Raw genomic sequence first — 22957 nt, 5'->3', positions numbered from 1 at the left:
CGGGTCCGACGGGACCTGCCCCATGCGGTGCACCGCATGCCCGCGTCAAGTGAAACTGATGCGACTCTTTCGGGTTAATCATTTGACACCGGCAACAAATGGCGACAAGAATTCCGGGCGCAGCTGACAGGATCAGATGTCGGACCGGGGAGGAGGCATCGTGACGTCGGGTGCCCCGCATGAATCGACAGACTTTCTTCCGGATGGCCGCACAATTTCGTGCACGTCACCATCGGAAATGTTGGCCGTCTGGGAAGACGTGACCCAGAACAGCGCGTATCTCATGGCGGTGCAGGGGCTTGGCTCCGGTGCGCTGATCGCGGACGTGGGGGCGCACTACGGCCTCGCCGCCGTCTTCTTCGCCGATCACGTTCCCCATGCGAGGATCCTGGCGTTCGAGCCCGCGCCGCCGACCTTCGAGTGCCTGCGGGACAACCTGTCCCGACACGTGCCGGGCGGCCGTCCTTTCCGTTACGCGCTCGGGGCGAGGCCGGGGAACCGGAAGCTCACGTACTCGCCGGTTGCTCCCTGCACTTCGACGATCCATGTGGACAACGTGGACGACCGGCGCACCATCGAGGCACTCATCACCAACACGGGTGGCAACGCCCAGGAGGCGCTGGACCTCCTGCGGCTGCGGGATGCTGCCGAACAGAGTTTTTCGGTGCCGACCACCACGTTGACCGAAGTGTTCAAGGAGCACAACGTCGGAACCATCGATCTCCTGAAGATCGACGTCGAGCGCGCCGAGATCGAGGTGCTCGATGGGGTGAACGGCGAGTTGTGGCCGCGCATTCGTCGAATCGTCATGGAAGTTCACGACATCGACGACGGACTGGCGAACGTGGCAAACCGACTCCGAGCGCGGCAGTACGAGGTGACCGTGTCACAGCCGGCGATGTTCCGGCGAACGAGCCTCCACATGGTCACCGCGATGCGGTACTGAACCAGGATCCGCGGGCTTGATTGATGCCCTCTTTGTCGGCCTTGGGTGGGACGCCCTGCCCGGGCGGTCGGTCGCGCGGCGCTCAAGCCGCCCGGTGGCAGCGGATCCAGGCTGCCTGGCCGCCGTCGCTCAGGAGGTCGGTGCCGGTGATGTAGAGCGAGCCGGGGCCAGTGAGGAAGGCGACGGCGTCGGCGAGGGGCGCTGGGTGCGGGGGATGCAGTCAGTGTGGAGAACGGTGATCTGCCGCTGCTGCTGGCTCTGGCCGCTCACAACAGCCCTTGCCGTCAGCACAACGCCGTAACTTCATGGCCTTGGTCTTTGAAGAGAGGGTTGAATCCCGCGGGCAAGGGTTCCAAGAACGTCCCTGAGCAGGGAGTGAGCCGTTCGGAGTCGCTTCGGCGAGGGCTACGGAGCCCGCCGCCGTGCTTCTTGCGCCCGGCGGATCGCATGCGAATAGCCGGGAACGGTGCCGAAGGGAATGTGATTGGCCTTCAGCCGCTCGGGGTGGACGCCGCCGAGCGGGCGCTCGGTGCAGCCTTCACCGTGCCGGGCCTGGACTTGGGGCAACGGCCGGTGCGGCGCGGATTGCCCTTCGGTATCGCGCGGTTCCCTCTCGTACGACGGCAGACCTGGCGACCATAACCCTCTGCGGCAACGGCCGGTGCGGCGCGGTCGACAAGCGGCTGCCCAACAGCGAGCCCAAGCTCCGCGAGGTGTTCGGCAAGCTGGGCTGACGATGCGGCGGATCGCCGACCTCTATCCCGGCGAGGCCAAGACCGATGCCCGCGTCATGCCGCACACGCTCCGCTCGGTCGAACTGGAAGACGAAACCATCGCCGAGCTGGAGATGCTCGTCGGCTGGCGAGCATGGCGCTGTTGACGCAGGAGATCCAGGCAGCGATGGACGCGATCGCCCGCGTGCGCCCCAGAGGACTCCTCGTCTACACCGTCCGCCACACGGGCGCCGCCCCCCGATTCTCGATTGCGCGTGCATCCGGTGGACGCCTTCGAAGAGGGCGAACAGCCGCGCCGACTGTGGCGGATCACCCAGACCAAGCGATGGCCGACGGCGCGTGCGCCCACGGCGCCTTCGGTCAGGCCGCCCAGCCTCCTGCGAGCCTTCCATTTCCTCGTGTCCCCTGAGCGTCCACTGGATCTTGCTTTTCGGCTCCGCTGCGTCACTTCCAGCGGCCGAGCTTGTTCTGCATCGCCGCAGGTCAGCGCCTCGGAAGGAGCACCCACGCGCCCGCCATAACACTTCAAGCGGTACTCGTGAGCAGCGGATTCTCTCCGTTGGACCCGAGTTTGTGACTCAGAGCCACCGAAGAGACGTTTCTGCAGGTCAGGGCACGTGACTGGTGGGGCGGGTGGGACTCGAACCCACGGCCGACGGATTATGAGTCCTTTGGTGATCGTGACGGCCTTTGTCCTTCTGCTCAGATCTTGGGCGCTTACGCAGGTCAGTGGCGGTATTGCTTGTGACTCTTGAACACGCTTTGCAGGTCTGTGCAGATGCTTGTGTCCACACAGCGTCCACACAGCGCCCCTTCACGCGCTCGGTGGGCCACACAATCGGCTACTCGACACAGGCAACCGCGGGGAGGACGTACCAGCGCGCGGCGGAGAGCCTTTCCGATGCGACTGGGCTCCACCCCACAATGGGTGGAGCCCGGTGGCGAATCTGACTACCGAACCGACGGGTCTGCTCGCCGCGCGTCCCGACGGCATTCAGCAGGAGGCCGGGCACCGCTAAGCCCCGCTTGTCAGGCAGCAGCCGCCATGGCGGTCAACGACGCTGCCGCTGAACGCCGTCGGCGTTCGTTCAGGGGAGCTCGTGTCTGATCGACGGTTGACGTGTCGGTATCCGTGAGCAGGCCGATCAGCGATGTGCGGGCGCGCGCGACACGTGAGCGGACGGTCCCGATCGGACAGCCGATGGCCTCGGCCGCCTCGGCGTAGGGCAGCCCCAAGAGCTGGGTAATCACGAACGCCTCGCGGCGCTCCGCTGGGATGATCGCCAGAAGTTCTGCGAGTGCTATCCCGTCCTCGAAGCCCGGCACCCCACGGGGCTGGGCCTGCTCCGCTACTGCCTGCCAGTCGTCGCGGTCCGACACTCTGGGACGCGCGGCCGCATGGCGAAGGCTGTCCACCACCGTGCGGCGCGCGATGGACAGCAGCCAGGTCCGTGCCGACGATCGGCCCTCGAACCGGTGGAGACTGCCCAGCGCCCGGAGGAAGGTCTCCTGCGTGAGGTCGTCGGCGGCCTGTGCGTCGGCGCTGAGATAGGCCACATAGCGCCAGATGTCGCGGTGCAATGCGCGTACGAAGCGGTCCACGGCAGCGGGGTCGCCGCCACGCGCGGCCAGCGCCCACTGGGTCACGGCTTCATCGGCGCTGTGCACGGTCCGCGTCTGTTTGGTGTCGCCAGGGGCGGTGTGGTGTGGGGGCAGGGCAGGGGTCATCGCCACTTGTCCTTCGAACGATTCGGGATCCGGCTCCCGCGTGATCGGCAGGGCCGGTGAGTGGTACGGCCTGCCGGACGGCATGGCCGATGCCCGGAGCGCGCGGTGAAAGACGACGCGCGTCCGGGGAACCAGCTGTCAGACGACAGCGATCCCGGGTGGTGGGCCTCGTGTGGTGAAGGCGGTGATGAGGAGCAGTTTCCGCAGCACGACTGCTCGGCGTACCCGTCGAACGTGGATGCGCGGCCGGTGCGGTGGCGCGGTCAGACGGAAGATCAGGCGCAGGGGAGCTACCAGCCAGCCGGCGAGTGATCGCAGAACGCGGAATGCGCCCCGTTCGCCGTACGCGAGCCAGAAGCCGCACAGCAGCGCGGCCAGAAGATGGGCTGCGAGCATGCCGGTCGGCGACATGTGGGCGGCCATACCGTCTCCGGCAGACGGGAGCGTGCTGTCCGCCATCGCCCCCATGGCGTGGTGGATATGGCCGCCCCCGTCGGGAAGCACCATGTGGGCCGTGGTGGGGAGGGACGCGTGCACGTGACCGCCTGCGCTCCCGGCAACGCTCAGTGGTTCAGCGGTAGGGAGCGTGGTGAAGTTCTTTGATCCGCACAGCAGGTAAGCGACCCATTGTCGGGTGAAGGAAGCACTCTCCGGCAGTGCGGGGTTCACGGTCGCCTGGGCCAGTGAGAATGCTGTGTGCAGAACGGCCTGGGCCGCGACCGTGACCGATGTGACGACGAGGACGCCCCGCTCACGGGCCGCAAGCGCCCAAGCGGTTGCGCATGTGGTGGCGAACGCCGCCGACATGGCCCACCAAGGGACGGATTTCCCCGACATGAGCGCATGGCCGACGGCCGCGAGCAGCACGCAGGCGGCTGCGAAGGTGGCAGCCCGTAGCGCGCGGCAACATCGGCCTGGAGTCATGGCTGGCTCATCCTTGCATTTCCTCCCGTGATGGGCACGGGCTGGTACGGAAATTGAATGACCGACGCCTCACTTGAGGGGATGTGGTGTACGCCACAAGATGCTCCTGGAACTGGGGAGTTGGCTTGTCCGACTTCTCTGCATAGCCGCCGGAGGGACCGCGGCGTGGAAGGGGGCATCGGTGGCGGCGTCGACATCGGATACGGATGGCCGGACGGCGCGATGGCTGACGGTTCTGCTCACATGCGCGATGGCCTTCTCGATGCTGCAACTGTTCCTGCTGGGTGCGCTCGGTCCTCGGCTGGTGGACGAACTGGGGATCTCCGCCACGGTGCTCGGCCTGACGACGACGATCGGCTTCGGTACGGCGGCCGTGCTGTCTCCCGTGAGTGGGCGGATCGTGGACCGAATCGGCCCCCGGCGTGGGCTCGTTGTGCTGCTGGTGGTGACGGCGGCCGCGCTGGCGGCGATCGGTGCCGCGCCGGGAACCGGACTGCTCTTGGCTGCTGTGGCGCTGGGCGGTCTGCCCCAGGCGTTGGCGAATCCCGCGACGAACAAGGCCATTCTCGCTGCCGTTCCGCCCGCGCGGCGGGGGGCGGTTACGGGGATGAAGCAGTCGGGGGTTCAGCTGGGGGCCTTTGCGGCGGGACTGCCTCTTGCGGCACTTGCCGGTGGAATCGGATGGCGTGGCGCGGTGTGGACGGCCGCTGGTGCGGCTGTCCTGGCCTCCCTCTGGACGCTGCGTGCCATGCCACTCGATCCGCCACCGCCGGCAGTCGGAACGTGTGCGTCCCTCGCGCCCCGCGGGCATGTCGCCTGGCTGGCCGTTTTCTCGCTGCTCCTGGGCGGCGGCATCGCCTCCGTCAACACCTACCTCTCGCTGTTCGGGGCCCAGGAGCTCGACCTGGGACCTACCGCGGCCGGTGCCCTCGTCGCCGTGCTGGGTGTCGCCGGGATCGTTGGCCGGGTGGGGTGGTCCAAGGCGGCCCGGCCAGGGCGCGCCGAGTGGCTGCCGGGGTGGCTTGCGGCCGGTGCGGTCGGGTCGGCCTGGCTTCTCATGGCGGCGCTCTATGTTCCTCCGCTCGCATGGGTGGCTGCTGTGGCCGTGGGTGTGTTCGCCGTGTCGGGCAACGCCGTCTCCATGGTTCTGGTCATGCAGCGGGCCGAACCCGGCCGGGCGGGGCAGGATTCGGCGCTGGTCGCCGCCGGATTCTTCGCCGGTTTCGCCGTCGGGCCGCCGTTCTTCGGTCTGCTTGCGGAGGCCGGCCGCTACGGGACGGGCTGGCTGGTGGTGGCGGCGGAGTTCGCGGCAGCGGCAGTTGTGGCGTTCGTATGGGCGGTACGCGACCGGCGTGAGCGGGCGGGTGCATCGGCATGAGTTCGCAGGAACGCTTCGGCGAGGCACTGGCTGTGGTCCTGGAGAGAGTGGTTGTCACCAAGGCGGAAGTCGGGGCCCGTTTTCCGCTGTTCGCCGATCCGGTGAGCGGACGGTGGACAGCGACGGGCCGGGGTTCGTGGACCGGTGGATTCTGGGCGGGGCTGCTGTGGTTGCGGGCGAGGCAGACCGGCGAGAGCGACGACAGGGCCGCTGCATCGGCGTGCACGGCGCGCCTGGCGCCCTGGGCGGAGGCCGACACAGCCACCCGGGGGCTGATCCTCTGGTACGGCACCGCTCTGGCTGCCGGGGACGACCGGGCGGCTGCACTTCGCGCTCGTGCCGCCCGCGCCTGCCTGACGGCCATGGACCATGAACTCGGCCTTGTGCCTTGGGGATCGGCGCTCGGCGGACCCCGGATGCTGGCACGTGCTGACGGCGTTCCGGGTGTGGTGCAGTTGCTTGTTGCCTCAGGTCCCGGAGGAGCCGTGGCGGCGGGTCAGCATCTGTACCGCCACCTCGACCTCTGCCTGAGGGACGACCAGCTGCAGCCGGCCTGGCACTTCGCCGCAGATACGGGTTGGCAGCCCTGCGACGACCCGGCGCCGGGCTGGAGCCGTGGCCGGGCGTGGTTGCTGCTGGCGGTCGCTGACGCCCTGCACAGTCGCGAGGCCCGGGGGTGGCGGCCGGACCGCCTGGAGGCCGCAGCCGAACAACTGGTGGCCGATGGCGCTGCCTTGACCGGCTCACTCGTGCCGCTGGCCGACGAGAACCGTCCGGAAGGGCACCTGGACACGTCGGCTGCCGCTGTCACTGCTGTTGCGCTCCTCAAACTGGCGCGTCTTCGTGGGCCCCGGTCCACAGAGTTCTCGGACAGGGCCGCCGCGATCCTGGGGCGTCTGGTCTGCGCCCATCTGTCCGCGGGCGACGGTGACCGCCCCGCCGGCATGCTGCTGGACGGCTGCTACGACGCCGGAAAGGGCATTGCCGTGCAGCACGAACTGATTTGGGGCGACTTCTTCCTGGCGCTCGGCCTGGCCGCCCTCTCCGGGCTCGTCGACGTCACCGAGGTGTAGAGGTGAGCTCCTGCCCGTAGCCGCGCAGGACCCGGCGCGCCACGGACGTGATGTGGAGTTCGTCCGGACCGTCCAGGATGCGGGCAGCGCGACCTGTGCGGAACAGTGCCGGCAGCGCGGTGTCCGGTCCGAGGCCGGCCGCACCGTGCACCTGTATCGCGGAATCGGTGACCTGCTGGAGCATGCGGGCCGCTGCGACCTTGGCCAGACCCACCTCGGTGTGCGCGTCCCGCCCGGCGGCGATCAGCACCACGGCTTCGTGAACGAGCGGGCGGGTCGTGCGCAGGGCCAGCAGTGCGTCGAACACGTGCTGCTGGACGAGTTGGTGCCCGGCGAGCGGGCCGCGGGATCCGTTCCGGGCGACGGCCCGTTCACACATGAGGTCGAACGCCCGGCGGGCTTGGCCGAGCCAGCGCAGACAGCGCAGGGTGCGCCCCAGTTGGAGTCGCTCGCCCGCTATGGCAAGCGCCTGCCCTCGTTCGCCGAGCATGTGGTCGCCGGGGACGGTGACGTGATCGAGTTCGATCTCCCACTGGCCGGCCGCGCCGAGCAGGGGCAGTTCCCGCACCGGCCGGAAGCCTGGGGAGTCGGTGGGTACCAGCAGCAGGGAGAGCCCGGCACGGTCGCCGGTCGTCCCGTCGGTGCGGGCCAGGACCGTGACCAGGTCGGCGTCCGCAGCTCCTGAGGTGAACCACTTGCGGCCGGTGACGGACCAGCTTCCGTCCGCGTGTTGCTCGGCGCGCGTGCCGGTCATGAACGGGTCCGTGCCGGGCACGTCGGGCTCGGTCATGGCATAGCAACTGCGCATGTCCCCGGTCACCAGGGGTTTCAGGTAGTCCTCGCGGACGCGGGCGCTGCCGTGCCGCGCCAGCATTCTGACGTCGAGCAGCGAAGCGGATCCGAGTGCCGTCGCGCCGTGATCGCTCGCGCCTTCGGCTTCGGCGAGTTCGGCGTACCCGGCCAGGGTCAGGCCGCCGCCGCCCAGTTCCCCGGGCAGCGGCAGGGCCCACAGTCCGTCTGTCCGGGCCTGGCGTTGCAGGTCACCCATGGCCGCCGCGGCTGCGGGCCCGCCCGCGTCCAGGACCGGTTCTTCCGGGATCACCCACCCGCGGATGAAGTCCTCGACACGTTTCCGCAACTGCGCGGTGCCATCGCCGCTTTGTGGGCGTTCGGCGCCCCTGCCGTCTCGACTCTCCATTTTTCTCCTCCAGTTCATGGGAACCCATGGGAACGGCTGTCCGACTGCTCCTACGTGGAACTGGTCGGGTGCGAACCGGCCCGAGTTCCCGCGTACCAACAACCCGGGCGACGGCACCGCCGCCGCGCCAGGAGAGGAGAGGCATGGCGTCACCAGTCACCACGCGGACGGTCCGGCCACTCGACACTCTGCGCTTCGATACCTCGGGACCGCCGGAGATCATGAAGGTGATCGGCGACCATCTGCGCCGTCTCGGCGCCGAGACGGCCGCCCACGCCACCGGCGACTCGCCAACCGGTCGCACCCAGCTCACCGGCGGGGGCTTTCGACCGGCAGAGGCGCACACGACCTGGTCGGTTCCCGGGACCGGGATCAGCGACGAGGCCACTGTGCAGGCGGCCACCGGCATCATGGCCGTGCACGGACGAAGGGACGGCGCACCGCGGGGCCTGGCCGCCGACTACACGGCCACGGCCACCGCTGTCCTCACGGTGCAGGGGCTCCTCGCCGGACTGCTGGCCCAGGCCCGCGGCGTGGACGCACCGACCCGGCTCACGACACGCGCCGACCACGCCGGACTGCTCGCCGTCTCCCAGTACCTCGCCGCCGCCGGCGCCGACGAGGGGGAGGCGGCCGAAATCGCCCCCGGGGGGCCGCCGTTCACCTCGGCCGACGGTGTCCTCTTCGAACTCGAAACCCTCGATCCGGGCGCCTGGGCCGGCTTCTGGCGCGGACTGGACGCACCGGCCGACGCGATACGGGCCGGCTGGCGGCCTTTCCAGTTCCGGTACGCCACTGCCTGTGCCCCCTTCCCGCACGTCCTGCACACCACGACGCAGGCGCACGCCCTGGAGCGGATCCGGCAGGCCGCATCGGTCTCGGGCGCCGAGGTGTGCGTTCTCGGCACGCTCGCCGACAGGGCAGCGGAGCACGACGGCGCCGCGCCGTGGTCCCTGGACCTCATCGGGCCCACCGGCCGCAGAGGCGGCACGCCCGTCCCGACCCCCGTCCGGCCGCTGGCAGGGCTCACCGTCCTCGAAGCCGGCCGCCGCATCCAGGCTCCCCTCGCGGCACACCTGCTGGGACTGCTCGGTGCCGACGTGATCCGCATAGAGCCCCCGGGCGGCGACCCACTGCGCGGCATGCCACCCGCCTGTTCAGGGATTTCCGCCCGCTGGCTCGCCCTCAACCGGGGCAAGCAGGCCGTCGAGATCGACATCAAGTCTCCGGGCGACCGGCGCCGACTGCGGGAGATGGCGGCGGAGGCCGACGTCTTCCTGCACAACTGGGCTCCGGGCAAGGCGGCCGAGCTGGGTCTGGACGCCGAGGACCTCGCCGAGGCCAACCCGGCACTCGTCTACGCCTACACCAGCGGCTGGGCGGACCGGCTGCCCGATGCTCCGATGGGAACGGACTTCATGGTCCAGGCACGCACAGGTGTCGGCGAGGCCGTACGGCCCGAGGGCGAGCCACCAGCGCCCTCCCTGATGACCCTCCTCGACGTGCTGGGCGGGCTGATCGGGACCGAGGCCGTGCTCGCCGGGCTGCTGCTGCGCGAACGCACCGGCCACGGCGTTCGCGTGGACTCCTCGCTCCTCGGCGCCGCCGACACCCTGACCGCACCCGCCCTGGCCCGGGCAGCTCGGGGCGAGAGCCCCAGGAAACCGAGCGGATTCCGCCGTCCCCTGCCGACGGCGGACGGCTGGATCGCGCCCAGCGACGACCGCTCCACCGACGCAGCCGCGTACGACCTGCGCAACCTGCCCACGGACGAGGCCCTGCGGCAGCTCCGCGCCCACGGGCTCACCGCGACACCCGTCACGACCGACATGTCCGGCCTGCACGACGACCCGCGCTTCGCCGGCTCGATCAGCCGCGACACGCACGGCGCCCTCACCGTCCGCGACCCCTGGAGCTTCGTATGACCCCCGGCACGAACACACTGCACGACCTGCTGCCCGCCGAACTCCGCCGCTCCTGGGTGGTCGACGGCACCTGCCCCGACCTCGACCTCTACAGCCTGTTCCGCGCACGCCAGATCGCGGACCTGCACCGGACCGCCATCCTCGATGCCAAGGGCAAACTCTGTTACACCGCCCTGGACCGCAAGGTGCGATGTCTGGCCACCGGCCTCAGAAACCTCGGCATACGACCGGGCGATGTGGTCGGCACTCAACTCCCCAACAACCGGGGCGCCGTCATCGCCGATCTGGCAATCGCCGCCGTGGGTGCGGTTGCCCTGCCGTTCCCGGTCGGCCGCGGCAGCCTGGAGGCCGAGTGTCTGCTGCGCCGCGCCGAAGCCGTCGCGGTCATCACCGCGAGCGAATACCGGGGCTCGCATCACGCCGCCGACCTGCGCACCCTGTCCACGGCGCTTCCCTCACTGGCCCACGTCATCGCGGCAGGACCAGGGACAGCCCCTGAAGGAACGATTCCGCTCTCGCAGCTGATGCGCTCCGACCCCAGCGGCTTCGTGCCCGCCCGACCCGACCCCGAGAGTGCGGCCCGCATCCTCGTTTCGTCCGGCTCGGAGGCGGAGCCGAAGATGGTCGCCTACTCGCACAACGCACTGGCCGGCGGACGCGGCAACTTCCTCGCCTCACTCATCCCCGACAAGACCCCACCGCGCTGCCTTTTCCTGGTGCCCCTCTCCACCGCCTTCGGCTCCAATGGCACCGCGGTCACCCTCGCGCGGCACGGCGGCACGCTTGTCCTGCTGGATCACTTCACCCCGGAAGCCGCACTCGCGGCGATACGGGAGCACGAGCCCACGCATATCCTCGGCGTGCCCACCATGGTCCGCATGATGCTCGACCGGCTCCGCGAAGCGGGCGACAAGCTCCCCTCCCCGACCGCCCTCGTGCTGGGCGGGGAGCCTCTCGACGAGACGACGGCAACAGCCGCTGCGCAGGCGTTCGGCTGTCCCGTCGTCAACCTCTACGGCTCGGCTGACGGTGTCAACTGCCATACAGGGCTGGACAACACGACACCGCGCACCGACAACTACGGGGTGGTCGCCGGCCGCCCCGATGACCGCGTGGCCGAGATCCGCATCACCGACCCGCAAACCCAGGAGGCGCTGCCAGAGGGCCGCGTAGGGGAAATCGTCGCGCGCGGGCCGATGACTCCGCTGTGCTACGTGGGCGACCCCGGACTCGACGCCCGCTACCGCACGGCCGACGGCTGGGTACGCACAGGGGATCTCGGTTTCCTCGACGAGGACGGTGTCCTGCACGTCGTCGGACGCCTCAAGGACATCGTCATCCGCGGCGGCGCGAACATCAGCCCCGCCGAGGTCGAACGCGAGCTCACCTCGCACCCGCTGGTCCGTGACGTGGTGTGCGTGGGTGTGCCGGACGAGCTGATGGGCGAGCGGCTGGCGGTCTGCGTGGTGCCGCGATCCGGGGACGGCCCCACGCTCGAGTCGCTGTGTGAGCACCTCACTCAGTGCGGGCTGGAGCAACGAAAGCACCCCGAACACCTGCTGGTCGTCGAGGAGCTTCCGTTGACTCCGGCGGGCAAGCCCGACCGCGCTGCCCTCCGGGCAGACGTGGCCGAGAGCGCCCACCCGGCCCCCACGACGGCTCCTCTGGTCCAGGCGGGCTGACACACAAGCCCGTCCGAGACGGAACAGGGAGGGCGCGCGGGTGCGCGCCCTCCCGCCCTTCGCTAGGCCGCGCGGCCCCGCCGGACGAGCCCGACAGCCAGGTCCACCACGAGGAACCCGAGCAGCGTGACACCCAGAACCGGAAGTGCCCAGCCCAGGGCCGCGATTGCCGGTACACCCACGATCAGCACGGGCAGTGGCAGTCGGCGCCAAACCCCACGGGCCGGGGCCTTCCCGAACGTGGCCTTGCGGTCGTCGCGGGTCGGCCGCCGCTGCCACCACATGCGGTAGCCCCAGAAGGTCACGAGGACCAGGCCGATCGCGATGACCGCCAGCACGATCTGGTTGACGATCCCGAACAGCACACCCATGTGCCCCTGTACGCCGAGCTTGCTGAGCTTGGCCAGGACCGGATAGTCCGCCCACCGGCTGTGCGACGTGACGTCGCTCTTCTCCACGTCCACCGCGACCTGGTCGTAATGCACCGGCCACACGTTGTCGCCCTGGGCCACGGTCCACGTACTGGCGGCGTCCGCCGGAGGCGTCACCTCCACAGTGCCGCCCAGGCCCGCCTTGCGTGCCACGGCGAGCGCAGCATCGAAATCGGCAGGATCCGCCGAGGCCGGCTCCTTCTCGGCGCCGTGCCCGGCATGCTCTGCGTGCTCGTCCTCGGGGGCCGCCTCGGCGCCGGGCAGCGCGGTGTCGAGTTCCGGTGCATGTCCTCGGACTGCGTCCAGCAACTGTCCGAAGCGGTCACCCGCGTAGTGGGACCACGTCAGGCCGGTCGCGCTCAGGAACAGCAGACCGACGGCGAGCCAAACCCCTGTGGCTGCGTGCCAGCTGCGGGTGCGACGTACACCCCTTGCGGAGCGGTCCGGAAGCAGGACGCCGCGCATCGACTTGGCGCGCTGCCCGCGGCTGCGTCCGAGCCACAGCACGAGACCTCCGGCGACGATCACCCACAGCCAGCTGGCGGCGACCTCAGAGTAGAGGCGGCCGGTCTCCCCCAGGTGCAGATTCCGGTGGAGGTCGTCAAGCCATGTGGTGAGCGGCGTCGAACCCCACCAGGTGGTCAGGTCGCCCTGCACCTTCGCGGTGTAGGGGTCGACGAAGACTGTGCGCTGATTCTCGCCCAGCTCCGGAACCGACAGCACCACCCGGGTGGTGTCCTCGGGGCCGGTCGGGGTGATGACCGACGCCAGGGTGCCTTCCGGGTGGACGGCGCGGGCGGCGGCGATCTGCTCCGCCAGCGGGCGCGGTTCACCGGCGACCTGCTCGACGCGCAGTTCGTCGCCGTAGACGAGCTGGTCGAGCTGAGGCGTGAAGGTGTAGGCCAGCCCCGTCAAGGCGGCCACGAGCAGGAACGGGGCGACGAACACCCCGGCGTAGAAGTGCAGGCGCATCAGCAGAGCACGCACGCCCTGCCAGGATCGGCCCGAGCGGGCGGTGTCCGTCGCATCTTCGGACGCCGCTGCGGCAGGAGGCGCAGCGACGGGTGTGTGGTCGGGCTGCGATGTTTGTGGCGGTCTGGACGACATCGGTTCTCCCCATGGGTGCCCGCCGCAATGGGCGGGGCAAGCAAAGCCGGTAAGTGGACTCCGCCGGCCGGCGGTGGCGGGTGCTGGCCTTGGCCCGGAACCGACTTCGCCTCTGCGCACGCCTTATCGGCGCCGGTCGAGACCGTACGGCGCAGGAGAAGGGCCAGGGGACGTCAGGCCGGGCACGCCATGGGAGGGCCTCGCCGAGGGCGGCAACGGGCGAGCAGAACCCCGAAGGCTGCGTGCACCACCGCCGGAGGAGTGGCATGCGGACGGGGTACTACCGGGGATGTCACGGCCGGGTGGCGGCAGATGCGCGGCACGACCAGCGCGGCCAGTCGGGTCAGAACCCGTTCGCCGTAGATGACGCAGAGCGCGGTTCCGAGGGTGGCGAGGGCATGCGACGACACCGTTCCCGCGGTCATGGCAGGGGCCGCTTCGTGCCCGGCCGTCATGTGGGCGTCGGGCATGTGGCCGGCAGCGGAGTGGCCGCTGTGCGAGGCAGGCATCGGGTGCCCGCCGCCGTGTGGCATCGAGAGGTGGTGCAGGAAGAGGTGCAGGGCGAGCTGCATGCCGCCCAGCATCATCGTGGTCACCTCGAAGCGGCGCCAACGACCGCCGCAGACCACGGCGCCCGTCACGGTGAGAGCGGCGAAGAGCGCGAGCAGCGGTCCCGGGCCCGGTAGCCGGCCACCGGCGACGACATGGCTCACGGCACCCAGGAACAGGCATGCCGAAGCGCACAGCAGACCCCTTGAGGTCCGTGTCACCCAGCTTCCCGGTCTGCGCACCGGCTCAACTTAGCCAGTGCTCGGGGAGGCGTCGGCGGGTTCGGAAGAAGTCATTCCGTGGCCGATGAAAGGGGGCTTCGTCCGGTCGGCTGTCAACGCGCCGCTGTGGGAGCCCTGTTGTGTCCTGCGGACCGGACGGCGAACGACGCGCGCAAGGGACGTGGAGCTCCTCGGGTGGCGGGAATCACACAGGCTTCACGGGTGACGCAACCGGAAGGGGCAGCCCGTGCCGGGGCTGCCCCTTCCCGCTACGACGAGTGCCGTGGCGGGCTGATCAGGACGCCCCCATCCCCTTCTTCAGCTCAGCCGCCGCGTTGCGGTAGACCGGCAGCAGGTCCAGGTCCTCCCCCGGATAGTTGACGATCTTCACCTGCTTCGCGCCGGAGTCCGGCAGCACCGTGCCGGTCGACATGTGCGCGTTGTCCAGGACGAGGGCGGGCTTCTTCTTCGACAGCTCGGCGAGTTGCGCCGGGGTCACGGGCTCAGGGCCGTACGTTCCGACCACCGTGGCACCCGCGAGCTTCGCCGACCAGGCGGTGAAGACCTGGGTGACGACGTTGGGGCTCTTCCCGCCCGGCCAGGCAGCCTTCACGTCCTTGGACAGCTTGGCGTACTCGGTGTCGAAGGTGCTGTTCCACTTCGCCGCGGCCTCCTCGGTGCCGAACAGCTTGCCCAGTCGCGCCACCTCGGCGTTGACCTTGCCGGCGTCGTTGTCGAGGTTGACCTCGACCAGCTTGGCCTTGGAACCGGCGGCTTCCTTGATCTTCGCGGCGTACGGCTCGAAGGGCGCGTACAGCACGAAGTCGGCCTCGGCGACGGCGGCGAGGTCGGACGGCTTCGGGTCGTAGTCGGGGGCGTGGTGAACGGACTGCGGCACGATGACCTTCACGTCCTCGGCACCGGCGGCCTTGGCGAAGGCGCCTTCCCATGTGGTGGTCACGACCACCACCGGCGTCTCCTTGCCGTCTGCTCCTGCCTTGGCCGACGTGTCGCCGTCTTTGTCGCTGCCGCAGCCGGTGGTCAGGAGGAGCGCCGCGCTCAGTGCGACGAGGGAAGCGATACGGACGCAGGTGCGCGCCATGAGGTGTTTCTCCGTTCAGGTACGAGATGGACGGCGAGGACGACTGCCCCCGCCGTCAGGACGAGGACCGGTCCGGGTGGCCAGTCCAGCCAGAGGGCCACGAGGAACCCCGTCAGGTTGACGACGACGCCGATACCGACCGCCCACAGGGCGATCGACTTCAGTGAGCTGCCCAGGCGCCGGGCCGCGAGCGCGGGCAGCAGGGTCAGGGCGTCCACCAGCAGGGCGCCGGTCAGCTTGATCGCCCCGGCGACCGCGATGGCGACCAGGACCAGCAGCGCGACGGTCAGCGCGCGCACGGGTACACCGGAGCACTGGGCGAGCTCACGGTCGTACAGCAACAGCGCCACGTCCCTGCGGCGCCACCAGAACAGGCTCGGCACGACGACGGCGAGCACCCCGAGGACGACCAGGTCGGCGGTGCCCACCGAGAGGATGGACCCCCACAACAGGGCGAACGCGCCGGAGGCGTTGACGCCTGAGACGGCAAGGAGGAGCAGCGCGGCCGCGATCGCCAGGCTCATCAGCAGGCCCATCGCACCGGACAGTCCGTCCGGGGTGCGGGCCAGCGGGGCTACACCTGCGCCTGACAGAGCGCATGCCACGAGCGCGCAGAGCATCGGGTCGAGACCGGTCAGCAGGCCGACGGCGATGCCGAGCAGAGCCACATGCATCATCGCGAAACGCACCGGCATGATGTCCAGCCCAACGATGATCACTCCGACCACCGGCAGGCCGATCGCCGCGAGCAGAAGCGCGAACCCGGCCCGCTGTACGGGAACGAGCTGCAGGAGCGCACCGACGTCGGCGGCGGCCAGGTTCACCGGACCTCCCTCAGCCGCCCGGCGGCCATCTCCAGTACGCGGTCGCACCGTTCGGCGAGCGTCCGGTCGTGGGTCACCACGACGAGCGTGATGGGCAGAGAGGTCAGGACGTCGGCCGCTTCCTCCTGGCCCGCGAAGTCGAGCGCAGCGGTGGGCTCGTCGGCGAGCAGTACCTCCGCCCCTGCAGCCACGCAGCCAAGAGCCCGCGCGAGATACATGCGTTGCAGCTGGCCTCCCGAGAGGGTGTGGAGAGGGCGTCGGGTCAGCGCACCCACCCCCAGCCGGTCCGCCGCCTTCGCAGCATCGGACGGTGCGCCGCTGCTGGCGAGCAACTCGTCACCCCGTAGCGGGAACCGTCCGGCCGCCGGCTTCTGGGGGATCCAGGCACAGGCCTTCCGCCGCCACGCCCAGTCGGCCGCCGAGCGGGTGCCGCGACCGCCGATCAGGATGGTGCCGGTCACCTGCTGGTGCATGCCGAGAACGGCACGCAACAGGGTGGTCTTGCCCGAGCCGTTGGTCCCGGTCAGCGCCACGCGTTCGCCGGCCGCGATCTCGAGGTCCGTGTCGGCGACGGCCTGGACCCGGCCATGACGGCAGACGACCCCCCGCATGCGTACATCCAGCCCACCCATTCACGCACCCTTCTGACTTCCGCCGTCCCACGCGTCAGTAGTCGGAGGAGGTGCCCTGCGAGTTCCCGGGCAGAAGAGGGAAATTCACCGGGTGGTCAGCGCCGCACTGCCGGACCCGTACCCGTGATGTGGCTGACAGCCGGCCGAGCAGCATGAATCAGGACATTGCCGGTGGGCCGGCGGGCGCATTGATCCGGCACCGACAGGCACCGTTCTCTTGGCTGCGCAAGCCTGCTGATGCACCGATGCCCGTGCCTTGGCTACCGAGGATCGATGCGTAACCGACGGCGAGCGGAATCACGGGACCGTGGAGGGAAGGCGGTCCGATCGCCGGGCGGTGCACCCGGCGATCGGTGGGCGGGTCAGGCCAGGGCGATTCCGTCCAGCTTGCCGCCCCTGGCGTCGTCGACGAGTGAGGAGAACTGGTCGGCGCTCATCTGAATGCGCTGCCCGAAGTCGTCGGTGAGGACGACTCGGCGCTCGGCCGGGGCGCTGGAGTCGATGAACAGCTGGGGACAGCCGCAGTCGCACTTTCCGCAGAACGTCGCCACGGGCTCCAGGGCACTGATATCGGTCATGTTTCTTCACCTCCGTGGGTGCGGCCCGCCGGCGTCAGAGCCGGTGACCGCGGGAACTGTCCGGGGGATACCCCCTGCGGTGAGGGAAGACGCCTGCCGTCGCCACATGCTGGAGCGTGGTCGGCGGCCGGTGGGCGCCCCGTGCAACCCCGTGCTTCGGTCGGGTCGGAAAGACGGGAACCGCTGGTGCTCTGCAACCGACTGATGGAAGGGAGGCGTCGCCTGCACGCGCATTCCGCGGCGGCCCGGTTCCTGTAGACCACCCATCCGCATGGTCGTCGATGAAGTGCCCGCAACGACGGCGCCAGTCGGCCGCCCCGTCACGTGACGTGTGTCACATGCTTGCTTCGGAACCCCGCCTTCCCTGGATGCGACTTCTTGAGCCGGTAGGGGCGATCTGAATCTTGCGTATGAGATCTGGAGAACCGGTGATGGACGAGTCCGTGCAAACCACCCCCGGCGCGGGGCGGGCATTCCGGAGGGCGGCGCCGCCGCCGGCCCTCTGCGGCTTCCTTGTATTGATGGCAGTCGTGTTCGCGGTGTCGTACGTCGTGGGTGCCGCAGCCGGGCCCGTGTCGCCCGGAATGCACGGCGCGACCACCAGCGGTGGCGGGCAGCACGACGGTGGAGGCGAATCAGGCACTCAGCACGGGCACGGAGGAAGCCGCTGATGGGCGCGGAAACGGAGACCGTCCTCCTCACCACCGATCTGACCGTCGGCGGAATGACCTGCGCAGCATGTGTCAGGCGCGTAGAGAAGCGGCTCGCCAAACTGGACGGCGTCACCGCCACCGTCAATCTGGCCACCGGACTTGCCCGGGTCAGTCACCCAGCGGAGATCCAGCCCGCGGAACTCGTCTCAGCGGTGGAGAAGGCCGGTTACACAGCTGCTCTCCCCGAGCCCGTCAAGAAGCCGCAGCCCGAGGAAGAAGGCAATTCGGAAAACGCACGGCAGGACCGCGACCGGCTCCTGATCACGGCTCTGCTCGCGACGCCGGTGCTTGTGCTGTCGATGGTGCCCGGCCTGCAGTTCCGCAACTGGCAGTGGCTGTGCTTCGCACTCGCCGCGCCGGTCGCCGTGTGGGGAGCCTGGCCATTCCACGTGCGGGCGGTGCGCGGTCTGCGGCATTCGTCGGCGACCATGGACACACTGGTTTCGCTGGGCGTGGCGGCGTCCTTCTCATGGTCGGCCTACGCGCTGTTCCTCGGAGGAGCGGGCGAGCCGGGCATGCGGATGCCGTTCGCACTGGTGCCCTCCGCTTCGAACGGGGCCGCGCACATCTACCTCGAAGCAGCCGTCGGTGTGCCGCTGTTCGTGCTGGCGGGCCGGTTCCTGGAAGCCCGGGCCCGGCACGGCACGGGCGCTGCGCTGCGGTCGCTGGCCCGCCTTTCCGTCAAGGAGGTGTCGGTACGCGAGGACTGCGGCGAACGGCGCGTGCCCATCGCCGAGTTGACGATCGGGCAGGTCTTCGTCGTCCGTCCCGGCGAGCGGGTGGCCACCGACGGCGAGGTCGTGGAGGGCAGCTCCGCGGTGGATCTGTCCTTGGTCACCGGCGAGAGCGAGCCGGTCGAGGTCGGACCGGGATCGGCGGTGGTCGGCGGCGCGCTCAACGCGGGCGGGCTGCTGCTGGTACGGGCAACGGCGGTGGGCACGGGCACCCAGCTCGCCCGAATCACCCGGCTGGTGACCGAGGCGCAGGCCGGCAAGGCGAAAGCGCAGCGGCTGGCAGACTCGGTGGCAGGGGTCTTCGTGCCGGTCGTGCTGGCCCTGGCCGTCACCACGCTGGGGTTCTGGCTCGGCGCCGGAGCCGACCCGCAGGCCGCTCTCACCGCGAGCGTGGCTGTCCTGGTCGTGGCGTGCCCGTGCGCGCTGGGACTGGCGACCCCGACGGCGCTCATGGCCGCGACCGGCCGCGGCGCCCAGCTGGGTATTCTCGTCCGCGGCCCTCAGGCACTGGAAGGGCTGCAGCACATCGACACGGTCGTGCTGGACAAGACCGGCACGCTCACCTCCGGGCACATGACCGTCGCCCGGGTCACGGCTGTGCCAGACGGACTCGGCACCGACGCGGTGCTCAGGCTCGCCGGCGCGGTCGAGTACGGCTCGGAGCATCCGCTGGGCCGCGCGCTCGTCTCGTACGCGCGGCGGGCCCTGCCGGAACGTCCGTTGTCGGACGTGCGCGACTTCGGCACCCTGGTCGGGCGGGGAGTACACGGTCGGGTCGGGGACCGACTCGTCGAAGTCCGCGCCCCCGAAGGCGAGTTGCCCACACACCTGGCAGACGCGCTGACCGCGGCCGAGAGCGCCGCGCACACGCCTGTCCTCGTCCGCGTGGACGGGGTGGCCGAGGCCCTCATCGAAGTCGGCGACGTCGTCCGCCCCGGAAGTTACCGGGCGGTGGACCGATTGCGGCGGCTCGGCGTGCAGCCGATCCTCGCCACAGGTGACCGTGAGGGGCCCGCCCGGTCGGTGGCAGCGGCACTGGACATCGAGGAAGTGCACGCCCGCTGCACGCCCGAGGACAAGACCGGTCTCGTACGGGAGCTGCAGGAGCAGGGCCGCCGGGTCGCAGTCGTCGGCGACGGCGTGAACGACGCTGCCGCGCTGGCCGGGGCCGACCTCGGCATCGCCATGGGTACTGGCACTGACATGGCCATCGGCGCGGCCGACGTGACACTGGTGCGCGGCGACATCGAGGCCCTGGCGGACGCCGTCCGCCTGGCCCGGCGCACACTGGGAACGATCCGCGCCAACCTCGCATGGGCCTTCGGCTACAACGCCGTGACCGTACCCCTCGCCATCGTCGGCCTGCTCAACCCAATGCTCGCCGCGGTGGCGATGTCGGTGAGTTCACTGCTGGTGGTCGGCAACAGCCTGCGGCTGCGCGCCTGGCAGCCGTCGCCCACGCGGAGCCGCACAGAATGACAGAACAGAACCCCTGGCGGCCGACCCGTCGCCGGTTCACCGACATCCTCCTGGCTGCGCTGGCACCCGTCGCGGCGTGCAGCGTCGCGCTGGGCGGCCTCACCACATGGGTGGGAGCGGGAAATGCAGGCACGCCGGCCCGGATCGACGTCGACCCCGGTCGCGTGTACCTGCCGGACGGGGACAGCAGGTACACCGCGGCATTCTTCGTGATCGCCAACTCCGGCAATGCGGAGGACCGGTTGACCGCCGTCACCTCGTCGGCCGTGCTCGGGGAGATCACGGTGCCCCGTCATAGCAGCATCGGGAGCGGTGCGGCATACCGGGACGGAGTGAACTCGGCGACCGTCCCCGCCGGGAGCGAACAGTCCATGTCGCAGTACGGCCTGAACCTCACCCTGAGGCCGAAGTCTGGGTGGCGAGCCGGCGACATCGTGCCGTTCACGCTGCACTTCGAACACAGCGGGCGGATCGAGACCGTCGCCGTGGTGGTCCGTCCGAGCCGGCCCGGTGAGCCACGGGATGGATCCCAGGTTTGAGCAGTTCGGCCCCGCACTGGTCTGGACGGCTTCTTCCGCTTTGGCGGACACCGTCGGTGTGGTGGTCAGGCCGCTGATCTCGGATGTCCGTCAAAGCGCATCAAGCCCACATCGGCCTCGATCGCCACCGACGTCCGGTGCAGGAGTCTTGAATGCCCCGGCGATTCCCTGTGTCCACACAGCGTCCACACATCACGGCGTCTGGGCCTTGGGAGCAGGCTGAAGACCGGTGGGAGCGGCGCCTCATCGCAGGTCGCACACGGCCCGCCCACCGCGGACATGTCACGCGCCGAAGTCCTGAGCAGCGGATTTTCTCCGTTGCGGCAAAGTTTCAGGCCCCGACCTCGGAAGTAACGTTTCCGCAGGTCAGGGCCCTAGATGGTGGGGCGGGTGGGACTCGAACCCACGGCCGACGGATTATGAGTCCGCTGCTCTGCTCTACCAGGTAATTCGCCCCCTCAACACTTCCCGGTCGTCGGCATGCAACTGGCCGCAGCCAGCACCGGGAATGCCCTTGCCGCACCCACCGAGCCTTGCCAACCATGCGACAGGGCGTGTCGGCAAACCTGTTGTTGAGCTACTGGACGCCCCGGGATGGCCTGGGTCCTGTGTCCGAGACCCAGATCCGGGCCATTCCCGGACCAGGTCGCCATCCGCCGCCGGTCGCCGTTCCGTTTCCGCAGGCCAGAGCAAGGTGCCTCGTGTGTACCACCATGAGACGAAGAATCTCCTGGTGGGCTATTCGCCGAAGAAGTTGGGGTTCCTCTGGGGGGCAGTTGAGGATCTCTGAACTGCAACTGTGCGGGACAGAGGCCCTCTTGCTGCGGGCTGTATCACCTCGCCGGACCGCAATCGCGCGACGTGCCGTTTGCCCCAGCCTGTCTCAACCGGCTCCCACCGCCGACCAGTATCTCCGGATTACTGCCGGGTGTTCGGTGTCGCTCAGCCGAGGCAGTGCGGCTGGAAGCCCGGATCGGCCGGACCCTTGCGCTGCAGGGCGTTCTGCACCCACTGCGCGACGACCTGGTCCTTGGTGGCTTGGTCGTGTTCGGTGATGTCGAGCGGGCACTCGTCCTGCAGCAGGACGTTGGTGACGTCCTCTGCCCGGCCGCTGAGGTAGGAGCTGGTATAGGGGACGACTACCTCGTCATACTTGGTGGCGATCTGCGTGTAATCGGGACCTGCTGGGGCCTCGGGGGCGGCGTTGAGTTTCTGAAGCAGGCCGGAGCCGGCGGTCTGGTCCACGCAGGCCGGGCAGACGGTGGCTCCGGCCGCGAGCGCCAGCGGGTTCGAGGTGCCGTGGTTCGAGGGCGCGATGCCGACAAGGTCATCCACCTTGGAGGCACCGCCCAGGAACTTGATGTAGTAGCGCGGCATCATCCCGCCCTGGCTATGACCTACGAGGTCCACCTTGCGTGCGCCGGTCGAACCAAGTACGGCGTTGACGAAGTCGCGCAGCTCGGCCGCCGACTCGGGTATGGGGTCGGTGGCCGCATGCCCGTAGTTGAAGGCATACACGCAGTAGCCGGTGTTCGCGAGCTGCGGCGAAAGCGTGGCCCAGTTCTCGGCCATGGTCTTGAAGGTGCCATTGACCAGGACGACCGGCTCCGGGTGCGCCGAGTCCGGCTTGCAGGACCAGTCATTCGCGCCGGCCGGTGGGACATCGGTGACGTCGGCCTGAGCAGTGATGAGGGGACCCATGAAGCCGAGGGCTACCGCAGCGGCGACAGCGGTCAGAATCCGGCGGGCGGCGCGCAGGCGCATGGGGCGTTCCTAACGTCAGGCCTCACTCGAGGTCGGTTCCACAGTGCCGAACCAATAAGCGGAATAGTTACTTCCGAGTCAGTAGCGGTCAAGCCTGCGATCCGCGCTGCATGTCACACCGCCTGAGCCTTGAGGTCGGAGTCGATGTGTGGTCATTACGGTGCGGGGACGGAACGATCAAGCCGTGGTGCTCACGTATGACCTGATACCTCGTCGCCAACTGCCGGACGTCCCAGGGCGGTTGTGCATCGCGCCGTCGCCCGACAGCGGCCAGGTGGTTGCGCGCCCCTTACCGGCGGTCGAGTGACGAGGTTCGCAGTATTGGCAAACGTCGCAAGTTGCGCGCTGCCCGCATCCAACTCGCAGCTTGACGACGCGTCTTGGGGACTCCGACGATCTCCGGCCGCTGCGTGAAGAGGCCCTGTTATCTAATCCCCTTGCAGCGGCAGGGACGGGGCGGCGTGATCCTCTCCGGTCCTGTTCGAGTACCGAAGGTATGACGTCTTCTCTCAGCCGGGCACCCGATGCCTCGACGTAGATCGACGCAACCTCGCGTACGCGCGCGGTAGCGGTCGCGTGGACGCCGATGGGATGCCTTTTGTCGACACGACCCTGATGTCTCCCATGAGAGCGGCACCGTCGGCGTCTTCGTGACCGCCAAACTCCGTTGGGGCAACCGTCAAGGTACCTGAGCAC

The 22957-nt window shown here is 69.5% G+C and carries 17 protein-coding genes, 1 tRNA gene and 1 pseudogene; 8 read left to right on the top strand and 11 right to left on the bottom strand.

Annotated features, from left to right (window positions below; translation table 11 throughout):
* The first annotated feature begins 160 nt into the window (after positions 1 to 160).
* Positions 161 to 946: an FkbM family methyltransferase gene (locus OG966_RS35860; RefSeq protein ID WP_326654241.1), complete on the top strand. Its 786-nt coding sequence runs from the start codon at positions 161 to 163 to the stop codon at positions 944 to 946.
* Positions 947 to 1673: 727 nt separating this feature from the next.
* A pseudogene (locus tag OG966_RS35855) lies at positions 1674 to 1808 on the top strand (IS110 family transposase); the annotation flags it as partial.
* A gap of 901 nt (positions 1809 to 2709) precedes the next feature.
* On the opposite strand, the gene OG966_RS35850 reads toward OG966_RS35855, so the two are convergent.
* Both OG966_RS35850 and OG966_RS35845 read right to left on the bottom strand, forming a co-directional pair.
* The gene (locus OG966_RS35850; RefSeq protein WP_326654240.1) at positions 2710 to 3408 is read right to left on the bottom strand and encodes a sigma-70 family RNA polymerase sigma factor; all 699 of its coding nucleotides are present in this window, start codon (positions 3406 to 3408) and stop codon (positions 2710 to 2712) included.
* A 138-nt stretch (positions 3409 to 3546) separates the two neighbouring features.
* Entirely contained in the window at positions 3547 to 4332 is a 786-nt protein-coding gene (locus tag OG966_RS35845) for a hypothetical protein (protein ID WP_326654239.1), read from the bottom strand.
* A gap of 262 nt (positions 4333 to 4594) precedes the next feature.
* Here OG966_RS35845 and OG966_RS35840 point away from each other — a divergent pair, with 262 nt between their 5' ends.
* Complete coding sequence (locus OG966_RS35840) at positions 4595 to 5710, top strand: MFS transporter (protein WP_442806784.1); 1116 nt, start codon at positions 4595 to 4597, stop codon at positions 5708 to 5710.
* Complete coding sequence (locus tag OG966_RS35835) at positions 5707 to 6783, top strand: sugar ABC transporter permease (RefSeq protein WP_326654237.1); 1077 nt, start codon at positions 5707 to 5709, stop codon at positions 6781 to 6783. The genes OG966_RS35840 and OG966_RS35835 overlap by 4 nt, the downstream gene beginning before the upstream one ends.
* Here the strand turns inward: OG966_RS35835 and OG966_RS35830 are convergent.
* Entirely contained in the window at positions 6770 to 7981 is a 1212-nt protein-coding gene (locus tag OG966_RS35830) for an acyl-CoA dehydrogenase family protein (RefSeq protein WP_326654236.1), read from the bottom strand. The genes OG966_RS35835 and OG966_RS35830 overlap by 14 nt on opposite strands.
* A 143-nt stretch (positions 7982 to 8124) precedes the next feature.
* Here OG966_RS35830 and OG966_RS35825 point away from each other — a divergent pair, with 143 nt between their 5' ends.
* Both OG966_RS35825 and OG966_RS35820 read left to right on the top strand, forming a co-directional pair.
* Positions 8125 to 9906 (top strand): CoA transferase, encoded by a 1782-nt coding sequence (locus tag OG966_RS35825; RefSeq protein ID WP_326654235.1) that lies wholly within the window; start codon positions 8125 to 8127, stop codon positions 9904 to 9906.
* Positions 9903 to 11588, top strand: coding sequence for a class I adenylate-forming enzyme family protein (locus OG966_RS35820; RefSeq protein ID WP_326654234.1), 1686 nt, complete (start codon positions 9903 to 9905; stop codon positions 11586 to 11588). Before OG966_RS35825 ends, OG966_RS35820 begins: the two co-directional genes overlap by 4 nt.
* Before the next feature lie 62 nt (positions 11589 to 11650).
* Here the strand turns inward: OG966_RS35820 and OG966_RS35815 are convergent, their stop codons facing one another.
* From OG966_RS35815 to OG966_RS35790, 6 genes are all read right to left on the bottom strand, one after another.
* On the bottom strand, positions 11651 to 13126 hold the full coding sequence (locus tag OG966_RS35815) for a PepSY-associated TM helix domain-containing protein (protein WP_406730393.1): 1476 nt from the start codon (positions 13124 to 13126) through the stop codon (positions 11651 to 11653).
* Between the two features lie 173 nt (positions 13127 to 13299).
* Positions 13300 to 13839, bottom strand: coding sequence for a hypothetical protein (locus OG966_RS35810; RefSeq protein WP_326654233.1), 540 nt, complete (start codon positions 13837 to 13839; stop codon positions 13300 to 13302).
* A 352-nt stretch (positions 13840 to 14191) separates the two neighbouring features.
* Positions 14192 to 14998 carry a metal ABC transporter solute-binding protein, Zn/Mn family gene (locus OG966_RS35805; protein ID WP_326654232.1) on the bottom strand — a complete coding sequence of 269 codons (807 nt, stop codon included), beginning with the start codon at positions 14996 to 14998 and terminating at the stop codon, positions 14192 to 14194.
* Positions 14956 to 15822, bottom strand: coding sequence for a metal ABC transporter permease (locus OG966_RS35800; RefSeq protein ID WP_326654231.1), 867 nt, complete (start codon positions 15820 to 15822; stop codon positions 14956 to 14958). Before OG966_RS35800 ends, OG966_RS35805 begins: the two co-directional genes overlap by 43 nt.
* Complete coding sequence (locus OG966_RS35795; protein ID WP_326654230.1) at positions 15819 to 16454, bottom strand: metal ABC transporter ATP-binding protein; 636 nt, start codon at positions 16452 to 16454, stop codon at positions 15819 to 15821. The genes OG966_RS35800 and OG966_RS35795 overlap by 4 nt, the downstream gene beginning before the upstream one ends.
* Positions 16455 to 16816: 362 nt before the next feature.
* Positions 16817 to 17032, bottom strand: coding sequence for a hypothetical protein (locus OG966_RS35790; RefSeq protein ID WP_326654229.1), 216 nt, complete (start codon positions 17030 to 17032; stop codon positions 16817 to 16819).
* Between the two features lie 670 nt (positions 17033 to 17702).
* On the opposite strand from OG966_RS35790, the gene OG966_RS35780 reads away from it, so the two are divergent.
* Positions 17703 to 19958 carry a heavy metal translocating P-type ATPase gene (locus OG966_RS35780; protein ID WP_326654228.1) on the top strand — a complete coding sequence of 752 codons (2256 nt, stop codon included), beginning with the start codon at positions 17703 to 17705 and terminating at the stop codon, positions 19956 to 19958.
* Complete coding sequence (locus OG966_RS35775; protein ID WP_326654227.1) at positions 19955 to 20497, top strand: copper chaperone PCu(A)C; 543 nt, start codon at positions 19955 to 19957, stop codon at positions 20495 to 20497. Before OG966_RS35780 ends, OG966_RS35775 begins: the two co-directional genes overlap by 4 nt.
* 379 nt (positions 20498 to 20876) lie before the next feature.
* Here OG966_RS35775 and OG966_RS35770 read toward each other — a convergent pair.
* Together OG966_RS35770 and OG966_RS35765 are read right to left on the bottom strand one after the other, a co-directional pair.
* Positions 20877 to 20954 (bottom strand) — tRNA-Ser (locus OG966_RS35770).
* Positions 20955 to 21439: 485 nt separating this feature from the next.
* Positions 21440 to 22261 carry an alpha/beta fold hydrolase gene (locus OG966_RS35765; protein ID WP_326654226.1) on the bottom strand — a complete coding sequence of 274 codons (822 nt, stop codon included), beginning with the start codon at positions 22259 to 22261 and terminating at the stop codon, positions 21440 to 21442.
* Positions 22262 to 22957 lie beyond the last annotated feature (696 nt).

The organism is Streptomyces sp. NBC_01750, assembly GCF_035918095.1.
Classification (GTDB): Bacteria; Actinomycetota; Actinomycetes; order Streptomycetales; family Streptomycetaceae; genus Streptomyces.
This window is presented reverse-complemented; position numbering and strand designations above follow the sequence as displayed.